This is a genomic window from Rhodococcus sp. ARP2 (genome assembly GCF_001029585.1).
Taxonomy (GTDB): Bacteria; Actinomycetota; Actinomycetes; order Mycobacteriales; family Mycobacteriaceae; genus Rhodococcus_F; species Rhodococcus_F erythropolis.
On record NZ_LEKE01000024.1, the window covers coordinates 172,016 to 188,462 of the forward strand.

Annotated in this window: 14 protein-coding genes; 6 read left to right on the forward strand and 8 right to left on the reverse strand. The window is 62.9% G+C overall.

Annotated features, from left to right (window positions below; translation table 11 throughout):
* Positions 1–6: 6 nt before the first annotated feature.
* From ABX74_RS05195 to ABX74_RS05205, 3 genes are read right to left on the reverse strand one after another with little or no spacing between them, the layout of a single operon-like run.
* A complete protein-coding gene (locus tag ABX74_RS05195) occupies positions 7–2,550 on the reverse strand; it encodes a polynucleotide kinase-phosphatase (protein WP_047888365.1) in 2,544 nt (847 codons plus the stop codon).
* The gene (locus tag ABX74_RS05200; RefSeq protein WP_047888366.1) at positions 2,547–3,971 is read right to left on the reverse strand and encodes a 3' terminal RNA ribose 2'-O-methyltransferase Hen1; all 1,425 of its coding nucleotides are present in this window, start codon (positions 3,969–3,971) and stop codon (positions 2,547–2,549) included. Before ABX74_RS05200 ends, ABX74_RS05195 begins: the two co-directional genes overlap by 4 nt.
* A 37-nt stretch (positions 3,972–4,008) precedes the next feature.
* Complete coding sequence (locus ABX74_RS05205) at positions 4,009–5,046, reverse strand: Rv2578c family radical SAM protein (protein WP_003944842.1); 1,038 nt, start codon at positions 5,044–5,046, stop codon at positions 4,009–4,011.
* A 98-nt stretch (positions 5,047–5,144) separates the two neighbouring features.
* Here ABX74_RS05205 and ABX74_RS05210 point away from each other — a divergent pair, with 98 nt between their 5' ends.
* From ABX74_RS05210 to ABX74_RS05225, 4 genes are read left to right on the forward strand one after another with little or no spacing between them, the layout of a single operon-like run.
* On the forward strand, positions 5,145–5,510 hold the full coding sequence (locus tag ABX74_RS05210; RefSeq protein ID WP_047888367.1) for a RidA family protein: 366 nt from the start codon (positions 5,145–5,147) through the stop codon (positions 5,508–5,510).
* A gap of 53 nt (positions 5,511–5,563) precedes the next feature.
* Positions 5,564–6,448 carry a DUF5995 family protein gene (locus ABX74_RS05215; RefSeq protein WP_082148459.1) on the forward strand — a complete coding sequence of 295 codons (885 nt, stop codon included), beginning with the start codon at positions 5,564–5,566 and terminating at the stop codon, positions 6,446–6,448.
* Between the two features lie 49 nt (positions 6,449–6,497).
* Positions 6,498–7,931, forward strand: coding sequence for a putative nucleotidyltransferase substrate binding domain-containing protein (locus ABX74_RS05220; RefSeq protein ID WP_223257836.1), 1,434 nt, complete (start codon positions 6,498–6,500; stop codon positions 7,929–7,931).
* Positions 7,928–8,710 carry a Fic/DOC family protein gene (locus ABX74_RS05225; protein ID WP_047888369.1) on the forward strand — a complete coding sequence of 261 codons (783 nt, stop codon included), beginning with the start codon at positions 7,928–7,930 and terminating at the stop codon, positions 8,708–8,710. Before ABX74_RS05220 ends, ABX74_RS05225 begins: the two co-directional genes overlap by 4 nt.
* Positions 8,711–8,825: 115 nt before the next feature.
* Here ABX74_RS05225 and ABX74_RS05230 read toward each other — a convergent pair whose 3' ends face one another.
* From ABX74_RS05230 to ABX74_RS05245, 4 genes are read right to left on the reverse strand one after another with little or no spacing between them, the layout of a single operon-like run.
* Entirely contained in the window at positions 8,826–10,808 is a 1,983-nt protein-coding gene (locus ABX74_RS05230) for a 5-oxoprolinase/urea amidolyase family protein (protein ID WP_047888370.1), read from the reverse strand.
* Entirely contained in the window at positions 10,805–11,458 is a 654-nt protein-coding gene (locus ABX74_RS05235) for an urea amidolyase associated protein UAAP2 (protein ID WP_047888371.1), read from the reverse strand. Before ABX74_RS05235 ends, ABX74_RS05230 begins: the two co-directional genes overlap by 4 nt.
* On the reverse strand, positions 11,455–12,288 hold the full coding sequence (locus ABX74_RS05240) for an urea amidolyase associated protein UAAP1 (RefSeq protein WP_047888372.1): 834 nt from the start codon (positions 12,286–12,288) through the stop codon (positions 11,455–11,457). Before ABX74_RS05240 ends, ABX74_RS05235 begins: the two co-directional genes overlap by 4 nt.
* 2 nt (positions 12,289–12,290) lie before the next feature.
* Positions 12,291–13,850 carry an amino acid permease gene (locus ABX74_RS05245; RefSeq protein WP_047888373.1) on the reverse strand — a complete coding sequence of 520 codons (1,560 nt, stop codon included), beginning with the start codon at positions 13,848–13,850 and terminating at the stop codon, positions 12,291–12,293.
* Between the two features lie 197 nt (positions 13,851–14,047).
* On the opposite strand from ABX74_RS05245, the gene ABX74_RS05250 reads away from it, so the two are divergent.
* Positions 14,048–14,779, forward strand: coding sequence for a TetR/AcrR family transcriptional regulator (locus ABX74_RS05250; protein WP_047888374.1), 732 nt, complete (start codon positions 14,048–14,050; stop codon positions 14,777–14,779).
* 12 nt (positions 14,780–14,791) lie between these two features.
* Here ABX74_RS05250 and ABX74_RS05255 read toward each other — a convergent pair whose 3' ends face one another.
* Positions 14,792–15,346 carry a transglycosylase family protein gene (locus ABX74_RS05255; RefSeq protein ID WP_019748325.1) on the reverse strand — a complete coding sequence of 185 codons (555 nt, stop codon included), beginning with the start codon at positions 15,344–15,346 and terminating at the stop codon, positions 14,792–14,794.
* A gap of 440 nt (positions 15,347–15,786) precedes the next feature.
* Between ABX74_RS05255 and ABX74_RS05260 the strand changes: the two genes are divergently transcribed.
* A complete protein-coding gene (locus tag ABX74_RS05260) occupies positions 15,787–16,434 on the forward strand; it encodes a hypothetical protein (RefSeq protein ID WP_030245609.1) in 648 nt (215 codons plus the stop codon).
* Positions 16,435–16,447 lie beyond the last annotated feature (13 nt).

Here is a 16,447-nt window from a genome sequence, read left to right on the forward strand (position 1 = left end):
CGGCCGTCACAACCGCGGGTCGACCGGCTCCGATTCGAGAGCCAACACTGCGAACACGGCCTGGTGCGCTCGCCACAATGGTTCACGGTCGACGAGCCTGGATACCGCCTCCATGCCGAGCGCGTACTCGCGCAGCGCCATCGACTGCTTGTGTCCGAGGTTGCGGTTACGCAATCTCGCAAGAGTCGACGGTTCGAGGTAGTCGGCACCGTAGATCAATCGCAGGTACTCCCGGCCGCGGACCTTGATCCCCGGCTGAACCTTCGCGTTGTACCCCCGCGGTCCGTGAATCTGATTCGCCAGCGGTTTGACGACCATCCCCTCACCACCGTCACCGGTGAGCGACTCCCACCACTTCGTCGCTTCGGACACCGAGTCTTCGGAACCGAGATCGACGACCAGGCGACGTGTGGTGGTAAATCGACTCGGGTCGGCCGCGGCCAGGCGGTCCGAAATACCCAGGTGCCATTCGTGATCCCGTTCCCCGTACGACTTGCCCTCGGCCGCCAGAATCTGGAACGGCGCGATGGTGACGCCGTCCAGTCCGTTCGTCGGCCACACGTACCGTCGGTACGCCTCGCCGAAGCGCTCGATACTGGCGGCCCGAACAGTTGTCTGTTCGAACATCTCCGCCACGTCCAGGCCCCGCGCCCCGGCCTGCGCCAACACGGCCTCGCGAGCTGTGAGGTCTGATCGCCCGGCCGCCGCGACCGACGCGTACTGCGAGCGCAGCAGACCTTCCGCTTTGACGTTCCACGGCAACAGTTCGCAGTCGAGGAGCAGCCAGTCGGTGCCCAACTCTTCCCACAACCCAGCGGAGGTGACTGCGGCGGCGATGTCGTCGATCAACTGCTGAGTCAGGTCGTCGTCGAAGAACTGGCGGCCGGTGCGGGTGTGCACCATCCCGGTGAGCGCATCCGGTGCGTCGAAGCGGGACTGAGCAACCGATCGATCACGGCACACGAGCGCCACTGCCCGAGAACCCATGTGCTTCTCTTCGCAGATCACTGTTCCGATTCCGCCGGCCCGGTATGCGTCGAACGCGGTCGACGGGTGTTCCAGATAGTCATCGGATTGGGCGCTCGCGCAGGGCGCCATGGTCGGCGGTAGGTACCGCAGCCATTGCGGCGCGACCGCGAATCGGCTCATCACTTCCAAGGCGCCGGCAGCGTTGTCGGTGCGAACGGACACTCGACCGCGTAGTTCGGTGTCGACGCCTGTCGTTTCGAGGACGTCGGCGAGATCGAGCACATCCGGATCACGAGTCGGCGGTGCCAGCGGTACCACCGGCTCGTACCAAACCTGCTCCGCCGGAACCGACACGATCTCTCGTTCCGGGTATCGAAGAGCGGTGAGGGATCCACCGAAGACGCACCCGGTGTCGAGGCACGCGGTGTTGTTGATCCATTCCACCTCGTGCACCGGAGTGTGACCGTAGAGGACCATGGCTGATCCTCGGTAGTCCTGCGCCCACGGGTATCGAACGGGCAGGCCGAATTCGTCCGTCTCACCGGTTGTTTCACCGTAGAGCGCAAAGCTTCGCACTCGGCCGGACGCCCTGTTGTGGTAGTCCTCCTTGAGACCGGCGTGCGCGACAACGAGTTTGCCGTCGTCCAGGACGAGGTGCGCGACGAGACCGTCACAGAAGTCGACGACGCTTTCGCGGAACTCCGCCGACTCGGTGGCCATCTGCTCGAGGGTCTCGGCGAGTCCGTGACTCGGCGTGACCTTCTTACCGCGCAGCGCCTTGACGAGTTTGTTCTCGTGGTTACCCGGAACCGCTATCGCATGTCCCGCCGCGACCATCCCCATGACCAGACGCAGCACACCGACCGAATCCGGACCTCGATCCACGTAGTCACCGAGGAAGACGGCAGTTCGCCCGTCCGGCGGCACCGCATCGACAGCTCTGCCATCCGTCCCGAAGTCGACGGTGTAGCCGAGTTTCACGAGGAGCGTCTCGAGCTCACTTCGACATCCGTGGATGTCACCGATGACGTCGAACGGACCACGCTCGACACGCAGATCGCTGCGGAGCGGGTGGCGCAAGAATGTGGCTTCGGAAACCGCGTCCTCACCTCTGAGGATGTGAACCGAACGGAAACCTTCCTTACCCAACCCGCGGAGCGAGCGAGTCAACTGTTGGTGCTGGCGGCGAATCACGTCGCGTCCGAACGTCCGGTCAGAGCGAGCGTCGTTTCGTGCAGAGCAGACCGATTCCGGAACATCGAGCACGACTGCCACCGGCAGTATGTCGTGCTCGCGAGCCAACGCAACGAGTCGCTTGCGCGCAGCGGGCTGGACGTTGGTCGCGTCGACCACCGTGAGGCGTCCGCGTCGCAAACGCTTGGCCGCGACGAACTCCAGCACTTCGAAAGCATCGGACGTCGACTCCTGTGAGTTCGGATCGTCACTGACCCACCCTCTGAATGTGTCACTCGAGAGGGTTTCGTACTCACCGAAGTGGCGCGCCGCAAAGGTCGACTTTCCCGAGCCACTGACGCCGATGAGTACTACCAGGGCGAGATCTGGAATCTCGTACACCGTCATGACGTTCGTGCCTCCTTCGTGAAGATTGCCATCTGTGTCGGCCCGCCGAGGACCGGATCAATTGCTCCGATAAATTCGAACTCCACGCAATAGCCGTGGACTCGGGCGGTTTCGGTTGCCCAGTCGTCGAATTGGGTCCGGGAGAACTCGAACCTGTGATCGGGGTGCCTGAACTCTCCCGCGGCCAATGCCGGATACAGCACGTTGTAGTCGGCATTCGGAGTAGTCAGCAGCACATACTGCGGTGCTGCGTCCACGAAGACCGATCTGACCAGCGCCGGCAGGCGCGCCGTGTCTACGTGCTCGACCACCTCCATCAGCACGGCTGCGTCGAAGCCTTTCAAGCGTGCGTCGCGGTACGTCGCGGACGACTGCATCAAAGACACACGTTCACGCTGGACGTCGGACATTTCGGTGAACTTCAATCTGCGTTGCGCCCGGGTCAGTTCGCGCGCGCTCACATCGACGCCGACAAGTTTGTCGAATCGAGCGTGCGGCATCAGCGCCTCGAGCAATTTACCTTCGCCACAACCGATGTCGACAATTGTTCTCACGTGCAGTCGCTGAAGCGTCGCCAAAACTGCGTCGACGCGAAGGCGTGCCAGCGGCGGATCCGGTCTCGGTGCTTCGATCTGCGCCTCAGCTTGTTCGGGAATCAGTCGATCGACCACCGATTCGACCAGGTCGCGTCGACGAGCCAGGTAGCGGCACATGATCAGCGCGGAATCCGGATGCGACGCCAACCACTCTCCAGCGACGCGGATCAATTTGTCTGCCTCGTCAGGTCCCACCCAGTAGTGCTTCACATCGTCGAGGACGGGCAACAGCACGTAGAGGTGCCGTAGGGCACTCTGCACCGTGTGTTCCCCGGTCAGTGTCAGCGACACGAAGTCGGAGTTTCCCCACGTCGGTAGGTGCGGATCAAGCTGCACCGGTATCGCGGTCACGTCCCAGCCCAGCGGCTCGAACAGCCGACGAGGCAATTCCGCATCGCCGCCACACGGAACCACCGGAATCGAGACGGTCAACGCGAGTTCGGCTCCGACGAGTTCCGGGTGCGACTTGCACGTTCCCGTCAACGCGGTGCGAAACAGCTTCGATAGAGCAACCGAGAGTATGGACGACGCCGCATACGGCCGATCGTTGACGTACTCCCCCAGCGAAAAGTTGTCGCCACTCTTGCCGCGTCGATACCTACTCTGCACAAGTTCGATGGGGTCGACGTCCACAATCACTGCCACCGTGGTCTTTTCGGCCGTGGCCTCCGGGTACAGAACCGTGGCGGTGCCGATCGCCAAGTCGAAGCTTTGCACGCGGTCGGGATGTTTGTGCAGCAGGTAGCTCAACGCGGTCGCATCAGGAGTCTGCGGGGTCGGGGTGGACGTCAGTGTGAGTAGCACCAGGCGAATGTAGCCCGGCAAACGTCCGGGGCGCCTCTGATTTACGCGCCCGCGGCCGTCAGAACAAAGTGAGAGCTGCTCCCGCACCCACCAGTTCCCGAGGCGCCTCACGCGGTTCACTGCCAGCCGCACTGACGTCTCGATGCTCCGAACGACCACCCAACCCATGACGCTCGACCAATGGCTCGACACGGCTTGCGAGCCAACGCTTGTATTCGGGAGTGACATACGCACCCCGCCCGTACAGCTCGCGGTAGCGACGGATGAGTGCCGGATGTTCCTGAGCAAGCCAATTCATGAACCAACCCCGAGTACTCCCCCGTAGGTGCATCGGGAAGACCGTCACACTCGTCGCACCGGCTTCGGACAGTGCCTCGAACAGACCGTCGAGGTGACTGGTGGAATCGGTGAGGAACGGAATGACCGGCGCCACCATGACATTGCACGAGAATCCCGCGTCGGTGATGGCCCGGATCATCTCGAGACGCGCCCGCGGTGACGGGGTACCAGGCTCGATCTGCTTCTGAAGTGCAGCGTCGTTGATCGCCAATGACACTCCGATTCCGACGTCGACCTGCGCCGCCGCCATTTTCAACAGCGGCAGGTCCCGTCGGAGCAGAGTTCCCTTCGTCAAGATCGAGAAAGGAGTTCCGGATTCGGTCAACGCGCGAATAATGCCGGGCATCAAGCGGTATCGGCCCTCCGCTCGCTGATAAGGATCAGTGTTGGTACCCAGTGCCACTGCCTCCCGTTTCCAGGACTTTCGCGCCAATTCCTTGCGGAGCACCGCGGCAATGTTCGTCTTCACGACCACTTGGGAATCGAAATCCGCGCCGGCGTCGAGGTCGAGGTACTCGTGACTCGGTCTCGCGAAGCAATATCGGCATGCGTGCGAGCAACCACGAAAAGCGTTGACGGTGAAGCTGAACGGCAACGTCGACTCTTCGGGCATCTTGTTGAGCGCGCTCTTGCAGAGCACCTCGTGAAACGTGATTCCCTCGAACTCGGGAGTCTGCACGGAGCGAACCAACCCGGCCCGTTCGAGTCCGGGTAGCGCTCCGTCATCTGCATCCAATGCCTGACCCGACCACCTCATGGCCCCAAGTCGAACACTTGTTCTAAGGTATGTCAAGATGGAGCGAATACCCGACCGTGCCTCACCACGGCCGGGAAGTTGTTGGCAGAATTCGGGGCATGTCGAACAGAATCAACATTTCGTCCGGTTCCGAATGGGAACCCAAGATCGGTTACTCACGCGCTGTGCGCATCGGTAACCAGGTCGCAGTCTCTGGTACTACCGCTCCTGGTGAGACCCTCACAGATCAGACCCGCGCAGCGCTCGAAACAATCAAGGCAGCACTTGCCGAGGCCGGCGCCTCGCTCGACGACGTCATCCGCACTCGCATGTACCTGCGCGACATGACGCAGTGGGAGCAGGCCGCTCTCGCGCACGGTGAAGTGTTCGGCGAGATTCGTCCCGCCACGACCATCCTCGAGGTCAGCTCGCTGATCGACCCCGCTCTGCTCATCGAGATCGAGGCCGACGCGGTTCTCAGCTGATCGTCAATCCGGACATTTGTGAAAGTGGCGCCTAGTCTGAGCCGATGAAACCGATGCGGCTGTATCCGTTGACGCTCGCGCTCGGCATCACCGCCGCTTTCCTCTCGCCCGGTTCTGCACTCGCAGATCCGGGCGAGAGTCTTTCGACGGCTTGCGGTAGCCCTCTGAGCAATGCCGAGGTGGGCCGGATTGCCGAACTCAGCGACGTCACGACGCTGACCGGCACTGGACTACCTCGGCTCGAGACCGCTGTAGAACGTCATCGTGAGATCACGTCGATCCTCGTCTCACACCACGATTGGCGAGGCTTGTTCTCCATCGGCCTCGACGCTGTCGAACACGAGGCGGTGATGCCGCTGCAGCGAGACCCTGCAGCCTTCGCCGATGACGAGTGGGCCCATTCCGTCAGCTTCGAATTGCTGCGCAGGTACCTGGTGAACGTCCATGCGGAGTTCACCGGTACTCCCACCGATCCGGCGTGGAGCAACTACTTCGCCCTGACACGTCAGTGCGACGCCAGTCCAGCACGGGTCGCCATGGCCGGCTACAACGCGCATCTCACCGTCGACCTCGCTCACGCCGTCGCCACGTCCGGAACCACTGCGGAGGATGTCACCGATTTTTACAAGATCGTCGATTCCATTGCCGTCAAGGGTGGTTCGATCGTGACCCTCACCAAGGCCGAGTACGACGCCGATCTGGGGCCGCTCTGGCGGTTCTACTTCGTCGGCGAAGGACTCGACCGATTGGCCGGAAACTCGCAGCCCTCGGAACTGTTGCTCCGCGCCGCCGACAGCGGATACAACACCATCACACTGGCCAACGGATTCGCCCTCCAGAATCCGCAGACACGTCCCGGCGCAGAACAGGAGATCGACGCACTCTGGCGTACTACAGATTCCGCTCTCGACGTACTCTCGCGACTCGGCGGTCTCTGACATCTCACCCTCCGCTGCCTGAAACGGACACACCTGCGACAATGACCCCATGACGGGGCACTCGGCGGGGCAAGGCATCCAGAGTCCCGCCATGCGCCGGGTGCGAGACCTGTTGCGCGGGCCCGCAATTGTCTGCGACGGCCAGGCAACCATCCGCGAGGCCGCGAAGTTGATGACCGATGCGGGCCGCCGTGCTGTTGTGATCCCGACGGAGACAAGCGGTTTCGGAATCTTCACCGAAGGTGACCTACGCGCTCGCGTGGTAGTCGGTGGTATCGACAGCAATCAGCCGGTATCAACAGTGATGACGCCGTCAGCAGTGACAGTCGATCCGGATCGATTGGGCGCCGACGCCGTGACCGACATGCTCGAGTACGGATTGCGCCATCTCCCGGTCGTGACCGAGGCAGGCGCACTGATGGGTGTGCTCGAACTCAGCGACCTCCTGACTTCGGCCACCAATCAGGGTTTCGAACTGCGCGCAGCGCTCGCCACAGCACAGGACGACGCCCACCTCGTCGAAACAGCCCGCGCGGTCCCTGTTCTGGTGACGGAATTGGTGGCGTCACGGGTCTCACCGCTCGACATCGGCGCGACGCTGGCCGTGCTGATCGACGTGACGGTCAGGCGAGCCATCGAATTGGTGGTGGGCGGAGACGAGCGACCGGATTTCGCGTGGCTGTCACTCGGCAGCGTCGCCAGACGTGAAGCGCTCCCCTCTTCGGATATCGACAGTGCGCTGGTGTGGGGCGGCGAATCTCATCACGAGGGAGCCGACGCCGCGAAGACCATCCACGACATCCTCGATCTCTGCGGGTTCCCTCGCGACACCAAGAACGCCGTCGCGACCCAGGCCAGGTTTGCTCGGACGCTCCCACAATGGCGCACTGCGCTGCGGAAATGGGTATCCAATCCGTACCAGGACCAAGCCCTGGTCATGTTGTCGATGCTGGCGGATGCCCGCGTCGTCGCAGGCGATCCGGCGTTGGATCCTCGCCCTGCGGCGTTGGATCAACTGCGACTGCACCCGGCCGTCATGCGACTGCTCCTTCGCGAAGCGGTCGGCGACAAGGCAAAGCTCCATTCGTTCAAGGACGTGATGACGCGTCGGACCGGAACCGTCGACCTCAAAGCCAGCGCCGTCCAACCGATCGTGAACATCGCTCGATGGGCGGGGATTTCCGTGGGCGCCCGCACGAGTTCGACACTCGAACGCCTCAAGGCTGCGGCGGGAAGCGGTTTCCTACTCGACGACGACGCCCAGGTACTGATCGAATCTTTCGAGGTGTTGCAGCAGATTCGTGTCCGCCACCAGACCGATCAGTTCGCGGCAGGTCGGCCACCGACCGACGAAGTCGTGATCTCCGAACTCACTCCGCTCTCGCGGAGCTTGCTGAGCAATGCAGTGCGCGAGGTCGCAGGTGTGCAACGACGACTCGAATATGCCGCGTCCGCGTCGGCGCTACCCGACATCGACCCGTGAATCGCACTGCGCTCGAACAGGTTCTGGCGGCGGAGCGCCTCGAAGGCTGGGATCCGAGTAACGAGCAGATCGCGGAACTCGAGGCCGTCATGATCGGGATGCTTTCTCGGCGTGAGTATTTCGAGCAGGAATTAGCGCGAGCCGTCGGCCTGTCGTCAGCAATTCCCCCGCGGATCCGCTGGCGAAGATCAGCGCCGTACGTCTATCGCGGTACATCGGTGCTCGAGAACAATTTCGACGTGCGAGATCCCGCCGCACTGCAATCACTCGAGTTCGCGGCGACCGCGCTTCGTCTGGGTGAGGCGCATCTCGGCAGCGACCTCGTACCGCACACGCGAGACACAGCCGAACTTCTCCTACTTCACCAGCACGTTTTCCAAGATCTGTACCAGTGGGCCGGACACATCAGAACCGTCGACATCAGGAAAGGTGCGGCAACGTTTGCTCCGGTCTCGGCGATTCGGAACTACCTGTCCGAGGTGGAAGAGATCATCGCCGCCGTCGATTGGGTAGCGCTCGATCACGGCGCTGCGTCGTTCGCGCTCGCATCGGTGTACTCGACGCTCAATCATGCCCACCCGTTTCGGGAAGGAAACGGGCGAACCGGAACACTCTTCCTGCACCGACTCGCCGCCGACACCCGATATCAGCTCGACTTGTCGCGGGTGAGCAGAACCGAGTGGGTATCCGCGTCGAGGGATTCTGCGCCTTTCCGGCCCACCGGGACCCCGTCGCCTCGCCCGTTCATCGATCTGTTCAATCGCGCGCTGACTCGCTGACGCAAACATCTGCTGCCCGTTCCAGGCGGACTGAACACCGTTACTGCTGAGTGAGCACCACTTCCGACACTCTGGAAGCGGTGCTCACTCTAAGACGACTGTGCTCACTCGACCATCAACCGGGCAGCGCGAACTCTCCTGCGTCGGACCAGCGCTGACGCTCGGCTCCGAAAGCGACGGACTGCATCGCGCGGAACTCCTCGATCGAGCGCGAGTTCGACGCAAGGAACTCCTGATGCTCGGCCAGCGAGAAGCTGCCGTCCTCGATCTCGACTCCCCCGCCGCGGCCGGCCGCAGTGTCCGCGCGCAGATCCATCAGCTCTTCCGGCTCGACGAGGTACCAGGAGATCCGGTCGAAGAATCGCAGCAACCACGGAGTGCCCTCCTCGAACGGGCCCGACTTCGCGGGGTGACGGTGATTCCACACCTGCGTCGTACGTCCGACGAACTGGTACCCACCTGGGCCTTCCATGCCGTAGATGCAGAGGTAAGCCCCACCGATCCCGACGGCGTTTTCGGGGGTCCAGGTGCGGGCGGGGTTGTACTTGGTCGTGACAAGGCGATGACGTGGGTCGAGCGGCGTCGCGACCGGAGCTCCGAGGTAGACGTCGCCGAGCCCGAGCACCATGTATTCGGCGCCGAAAACGGTGTCGAACACGTCGTTCACGGATTCGAGACCGTTCATCCGGCGGATGAACTCGATATTCCACGGGCACCACGGCGCGTCCGCACGCACTCCGTGCATGTACCGCTGGATCGCTTCGCGCGTAGCCGGGTCGTCCCACGACAGTGGCATCCGCACAGTGCGACTGGGCACCACGAGTTCGTTGGCCGCAGGCAAGGTGTCCTCCGCCTCGGCGAGCATTCCCATCAGTTTGCCGACGGGCAGCACGTCTGGGTCGACGCAGACCTGCAGGCTACGGATTCCCGGGGTGAGATCGAGTAGTCCGGCCGGCTTCTCGGCTTCGAGTCGCTGATGCAGTGCATGTGCACGCGCACGTAACGCCAGGTCGAGATTCATGTCGCCGTATTCGACCAACACATTGTCATCGCCTGAGCGCCGGTACGTGACCGCGGTGTCGCCGTCACGGCGAGCTATGACGCCGTCGTCGCCGTCACCACCGGAGGAATGAACAACCGAATTGGACGCTCGACGCGATACTCCGAGGTCACGCCGGGAGGCTGCCCGTTCGGCGCGGACCGGCACGAAGCGAATCTTGTTCCCGGGAGCCAACTGTCCAAGCTTCCAGCGATCAGCAGACACCACCGTGATCGGGCAGACGAAGCCGCCGAGGCTCGGTCCGTCGGGCCCGAGGAGGATGGGCGTGTCGCCGGTGAAGTCGAGTGCACCGATCGAATACGCGTTGTCGTGGATGTTCGAAGGGTGAAGTCCCGCTTCGCCGCCGGTGGTTCTGGCCCAGTCAGGTTTCGGACCGATCAACCGGACTCCGGTGCGGTCGGAGTTGAAGTGGACCTCGTACTCGGTCGCGTACAGCGTGTCGATGTCGGAGCGGGTGAAGAACTCCGGCGCCCCGTGCGGGCCCTCGGTCACCGCAAGTTCCCAGCACGTGTGTATCGCCGGAACATGCTCGGCGGGAACACCTCCCGCTGCGCCGGTCGCCTGTCCGAGTTTGAGAACGTCCCCCGCCCGCAAAGTCCTACCTTCGTGTCCACCGAACCTGCCCAGGGTGAAGGTCGACGCACTGCCGAGATAGTCGTCGGTCTCGATTCCGCCCTGTATGAGTACGTAGATGCGCAGTCCTGGGCCGCTGAGCGTCCCGACGTCGAGCACCGCTCCAGCGGGGACGAAAACAGGACGCCACTGACCGTGGGCGATGCCGTCGACGGTCACAGACACCGGAGCGCCCGTGACGCACACCGTGGTGTCCTCGTCGAACGTCATCGCAGGTCCGGCCATCGCGCATTCGATGCCGGGTGCGCCTTCGGGATTTCCGAGTGCGGTGTTTCCCAACCGAAACGACAGGTCGTCCATCGGGCCCGACGGTGGGACACCGATCTGCCAGTACCCGACGCGCCCTGGATAGTCCTGAACCGTCGTCAACATCCCGGGACGCACGATGGTCAGTTTTGCGTTCATTCGTCTGCCTCCGGCCGTGTGACGATCATGCGGACGGCCGTCGGATCGAAGCCGTTGCACGGGTTGTTGATCTGCGGGCAGTTGGACACGAGGACGATCGCGTCGCGTTCGGCACGCAACGCGAGCCGCTTGCCTGGCGCAGACAGTCCGTCGACGATTCCGAGTGTGCCGTCGGGGTCGACCGGGACGTTCATGAAGAAGTTGATGTTGGACACCAGGTCCCGCTTACCGAGCCCCCATTTTGCGCCCTCGACGAGGAAGTTCTCGACGCACGCGTGCTGATGCTTGGTGTGGTGGCCGTATCGCAGGGTGTTCGATTCCTGTGAGCACGCTCCGCCGACGGTGTCGTGGTTTCCGACCTCGTCCGCGACCAGGGTCATGAGTGGAGTTCCGTCGTCACTGCGGAGCACGGATCCTGTGGTCAGAAACAGATTCTGCTGCGCTGTGACCGTCGCTGCTGCCGAGTACCGAACGCTGTGATCGTCACTGGCGTAGACGAGTGTGTCGACGGCTTGATTTCCGTGCAGATCGACGATGGTCAGGACGTCGCCGGCGCGTACAACTGCGGACCACGGCCCGAACGCTTCAGTAATCTCGTCGAGGATCACCGTTCCGGGAACGAGGGCGGGGACATCCAAGGTGGTGGTCATGCGATCTCCTCCAGGTTCGAAGCCGTCCAGGCGTCTTCGGTATTGAGCACTGCGCGTTGGTATTCCGGCCCGAGATCGTCAAGGCTGCCGAGTTCGTCGGCCGCGTTCCACGCGAGCACTTCGAGGGACGTGGTGGGAAACTCCAGCGCCGGATCGAGTGGGTGCGCGGTGTTGGCGATCATCACGATGACCGGCAGGTGGATCAGAAGGTCGACCGTCGCGCCGGCGCCGGCGGAACCCGTACTGGTGAGAGCGCCGTCCGCCTCGACGCGGACACCATGGAAGAAGGACAACGGTGGCGCTATGTCCTGCGGCCCGAGTCCGTTCTTCGCGGCAGCGACGGTGAACAGTTCACGACCGGCGGGTGAGGCACTGTGCAGCGAACCCTGCCCGTACTTCGCCTCGTTGGTAGCGCGTGACGTCGTTCCACAGAACGCGTCGTGGTGCCCCGACGTGTCGGCGACCACCGTCGCGAGGACTCGCCCCTGATCGGAGAGCAACGGGTGCCCGACACCGAGATAGGCCTGCCATGGCACCTTGACGGTATCGGCGACGTTGAGACGCTCCCAGGGGGCGTCGGCGCGGTATAGCAAGATGTTTGCACAGGCGCTGCCGACGATGTCGCGAAGTCGCAATCGGGTTCCTCGGGCGAGAACCTTGGTCGTGTATCGCCCACCCGGCACTGTTTCAGCCCAGGTCAGACGTTCGGGAGCGACGTCGTCGGGCGGGTTCGGCCAGCGGGTGGCCGGCAACACCGGCATGGAGTCTGTGATTGTTCCGGCCTGGGACCGGGCATGCTCGCGCGCTCCGGCGGTGGTCTGAGTACTCATGGTCAGGCTCCGATCGTGACGGGATTCGGGGTGGCGCGGCCACGTGGGAAGCAAGCGACTCCCAGCCCCACGACCAGCGCTACCGTGATGGGCGCGGCCCACTGCAGAATGGGGTACTCCCCGGTGGGGTTGAAGATCTCGGCTCGTGGCCAGGACAGGTTGATCACCATCAGCGCGCCGTACACAACCGCGGCGATGTTGACCGGAACTCCCCAGATGCCCAGGGAGAAAAGCTTTTTGCCTTCGGCGTCGAACTTGGGGCCGACTGCCGTGCGAGGCCATCCCTTGAGACGCTGAACCAGCAGCGGCACGGTCACCATGAGGTAGGCCAAGTAGATCAAGATGATGCATACGCTGGACAGGGTTGCGAAAATTGCCGAGTTGCCTACGTTGACGGCCAGGACGGCAATGCAGACCAGACCGATGAGGACGGACGGCGCGATAGGTGTTCCGGTGCGGGGGTTGACCTTTGCCAGTACCTGCGAGGCAGGAAGCCGCCCGTCGCGGGCCATGGAGAACATCAGCCGTGAAGCAGCAGTCTGAATGGCCAAGGTGCACACGAACACTGCGATCGAGACGTCGATCAACAAGACCGTGCCCCACGGCGAACTCAGAATAGAGGTCAGTACGTATGGCAAACCTTCCGTGGCCAGGCGTCCGTCGGTGAGTGAGGGCGCTGCCATCAACGCGCCGAGGATCATCAAGCCGCCGCCGAGTGCGGAAGCGGAGAGTGCAAGACGGATCGTACGAGGTGCGACGCGTCGGGGGTTGCGGGTCTCCTCGGCCAGTTCGCCTGCCGAACCGAAGCCGACCATGACGTAGGCAGCCATCAGTCCGGACATGATCCACGCCCAGGCGTATCCCGGCTGACCGCCGGCACTGCCGGTGTCGAAGACGACGTCCGGTCCGCGCTGAGCGTGGGTGAAGAACATCCCGATCACCGCGATGACACCGACGATTTCGCAGGTCACGCCTATGTTGTTGATACGCGACATCCAGTTGACGCCCATGCAGTTGATGAAGGTGGTCAGAACCAGAAGTACCGATCCGAGCAGCACGGCATTGGCAGCACCGCTCGAGGAGGTGAGTGCACTGTCCTCACCGATGATCTGGAACCCGCTCCACACATTCGGGAGCACGACCTGCAAGGCGATCGCGGCGGCCGACGCGGTGACGATCTGAGCGAGAATCATGAACCAACCCGCGAACCAGCCGACGATTTCACCACCCATCCGCCGCGACCACTGGTAGATGGCACCCGAAATCGGATATCTGGCAGCAAGTTCCGCAAAGTTGAGGGCCACCATGAACTGACCGATGAATACGACGGGCCAGGTCCAGAAGAACGCCGGACCCGCGAAACCGAAACCGAGGCCGAACAATTGAAAGATCGTGGTCAGGATGGAAACGAAGGAGAAGCCCGCGGCGAACGACGCGAACTTTCCCAGCGATCGATGCAGCTGCTGCTCGTAGCCGAACTCCGCGAGGTCACCGTCGTCGTGAGGCGAAGAGGCGAGTGCGGATGCGGTGGTGGGCTGCGCAGCCGGGGTGGTTGCACTCAACGGCGTACTCCTTCGGCGAAGCGATTCAGAGGCGAATAACTGTCGATTGATAGTTTTCGCGAAATCCACTCGCCGCAGGTGACGCCCGCGTATACGATTCGCCTGATTCTGTAACAGGCTCGTTGAGTACGTTTCGAGCACGTGACCGAATGCTCACAGCGACGGCCACCCCGCATGTAAGGCCAGAGCCTGCCACTATGGAAGGCGTGACCAACGCCGGCCCCGGACGACCCCGCCTGACCGCTCGCCGACGCCCGGGTGGGACTGCCCGGGCGGAGATCTTGGATGCAGCCGCTGAACTGTTCACCACCCGAGGCTTCGCCGCGACGTCGACACGCCACATCGCCGAAGCAGTCGGAATGCGTCAGGCGTCGCTGTACAACCATTTCGCCACCAAGGACGACATCCTGGTTGCACTGCTCGCCGACACCGTGACTCCGGCGCTCGACTTCGCGGAGAATCTCAGGCCACTCGGCACCTCACCCGAGGTGAAGCTGTACGCGCTTTCGTACATCGACGCGGCCCAACTGATCACCGGACGGTGGAACCTCGGTGTCCTCTATCTCTTGCCGGAACTGAGAAGCGACAGGTTCATGTCGTTCCGAGCCGATCGCGATCGGCTTCGCGAGCAATACCGGGCCCTCGCCCAGACAGTGCTCGACGCGATTGACGATCCAGCATCAACTCACCTGGCCGAGCTTCCGTTTCGCCTGGTGGAAAGCGTGATCAGCGCGCGAGCCGACGCACTCGAAGGCACCCCGATCCCCGACGCCGCCGTCATCGCCGGGTCGGCACTGCACATTCTGGGGTGGCGCCAGGATCTTGATCCCATCCACACGGAAGCAGCAGAGCTCATTGCGAACGCAGAAACGTCGAAATTGTCCGGGGCTGCATCAGCTCCGGACAATTTCGACGCAATGAGGACCTAAACGGCCACGAGACTAGACCGAGAGGGACTGTCCCGGGAAGATCAGGTTGATGTTCGGGACCTGGCTGGCGAGGTTCTCGAGCGAGATGCCGTGTGCAGCAGCGATCTTCGACAGGGTGTCGCCTGCCTTGACCACGTAGTTGCCGCTTCCGGTGCTTGCTGCCGGAGCCGACTCGACGGAAGCCTCAGCGGTGACGGGGGCTGCTGCGGCCTCGTAGTTGCCTGCGGTGGTGCCGGTGGTCAGGTACTGACCGCAGACGGGCCATGCGCCGACGCCCTGGCCTGCGAGAACGTTCTCGGCGACACGGATCTGCTCAGACTGGCTGGCGTTGGCAGCGTTGCCCGATCCACCGAATGCGTTCCAGGTGCTCTGCGTGAACTGCAGTCCGCCGTAGAAGCCGTTTCCGGTGTTGGCGGCCCAGTTACCGGAGGACTCGCAGTTTGCGACTCCGGACCAGTCGTGGCCGGCTGCCGAAGCGGTGCCGGTGCTCATGGCGAGCGGGATTGCGACGACTGCGCCTGCGGTTGCAACTGCGCCGAGGGCGCGCTTGAAGGTGATGCTGGTCATTGGGTAAATCCTCTCCGCTACCGCGGACGAGGTCGGCCCGGACGCTTTCACGTCTCGTCGATCGACTCGTCTTTTTCACTCCTGCCCCGCGAAGGTTTCGGGAGTACCGGACCCGCGGGGCAGAAGCACGCAGTTGCGGGTCGGTGTTTGCCCGGTAGTTTCGGGCTGTCAACGACCGTAGGCGATGGTCACGGATTGGTCACGGGGCAGTTTTCCGGCACTGCCGTACCAGATTCAGTCGAGATTCAAGAAATAACCACAGGTCAACTAGTTGATTCGAGCTTCAACCATACCGATCGTTATCCGTCCGTTATGTGGCAACCGTCACTGCAATTTTGTGACCCACCGCACCGAAACAGGCCGTGTCGGAACGCAAAACAGCCCCATTCAGATGTTAAGAGAGTCCTGGCAACGAGCAAAAACCAACCGCCCCAATCATTATGGAGAATGAACTGGTGATCGTCGCAGTAGAAGGACCCAGCGCCGCCGGCAAGACCACCTGGTGCCGAACCCAACTCGGTGGACAAACGGCAGCGGAAGGATTCGTCGCCGAGTATCAGCCCACGGGGCGCGAGCCGGACGGCACGGATCTCGACGTCCAGGCAAGTTACTGGGCAACCGTCAATTCGAAGCGATGGTCGCAAGCGGAAGAACTCGAATCGAGAACCGGGATCGCGCTCTGCGACAGCGACCCGCTGAAACTGCACTACAGCTGGTGTCTCGCCGCGGTGGGCGCCGCACCTCGGGAGCGATTCGAGTACGAGCTCGAGGCAGTCGAGACGGCTTTTACGCGCCTCGAACTGGGTCTCGCGGATCTGACCGTCATCTCGATACCGTCACCGAAGCAACTTCGACTGCAGCGCGAAGGAGACCCCAGCCGCCGACGACGGCATTTCGAGCTTCACGCGGCGCTCGCCGAGCCGCTCACCCACTGGTACTCGGCGGTGGACAGGGTGGATCCAGGTCGCGTTCTGTGGGGCTTCCCGACACTGCTCGATCTTTCGCGCTGTCCCCCACCTCGATCGGATCGCAGCGATCCGGGCCTCCTGCGCGCGATGATCAACGAGTTGCCGCCACTCCCCAGGTAGCAAGCGGCTGCTC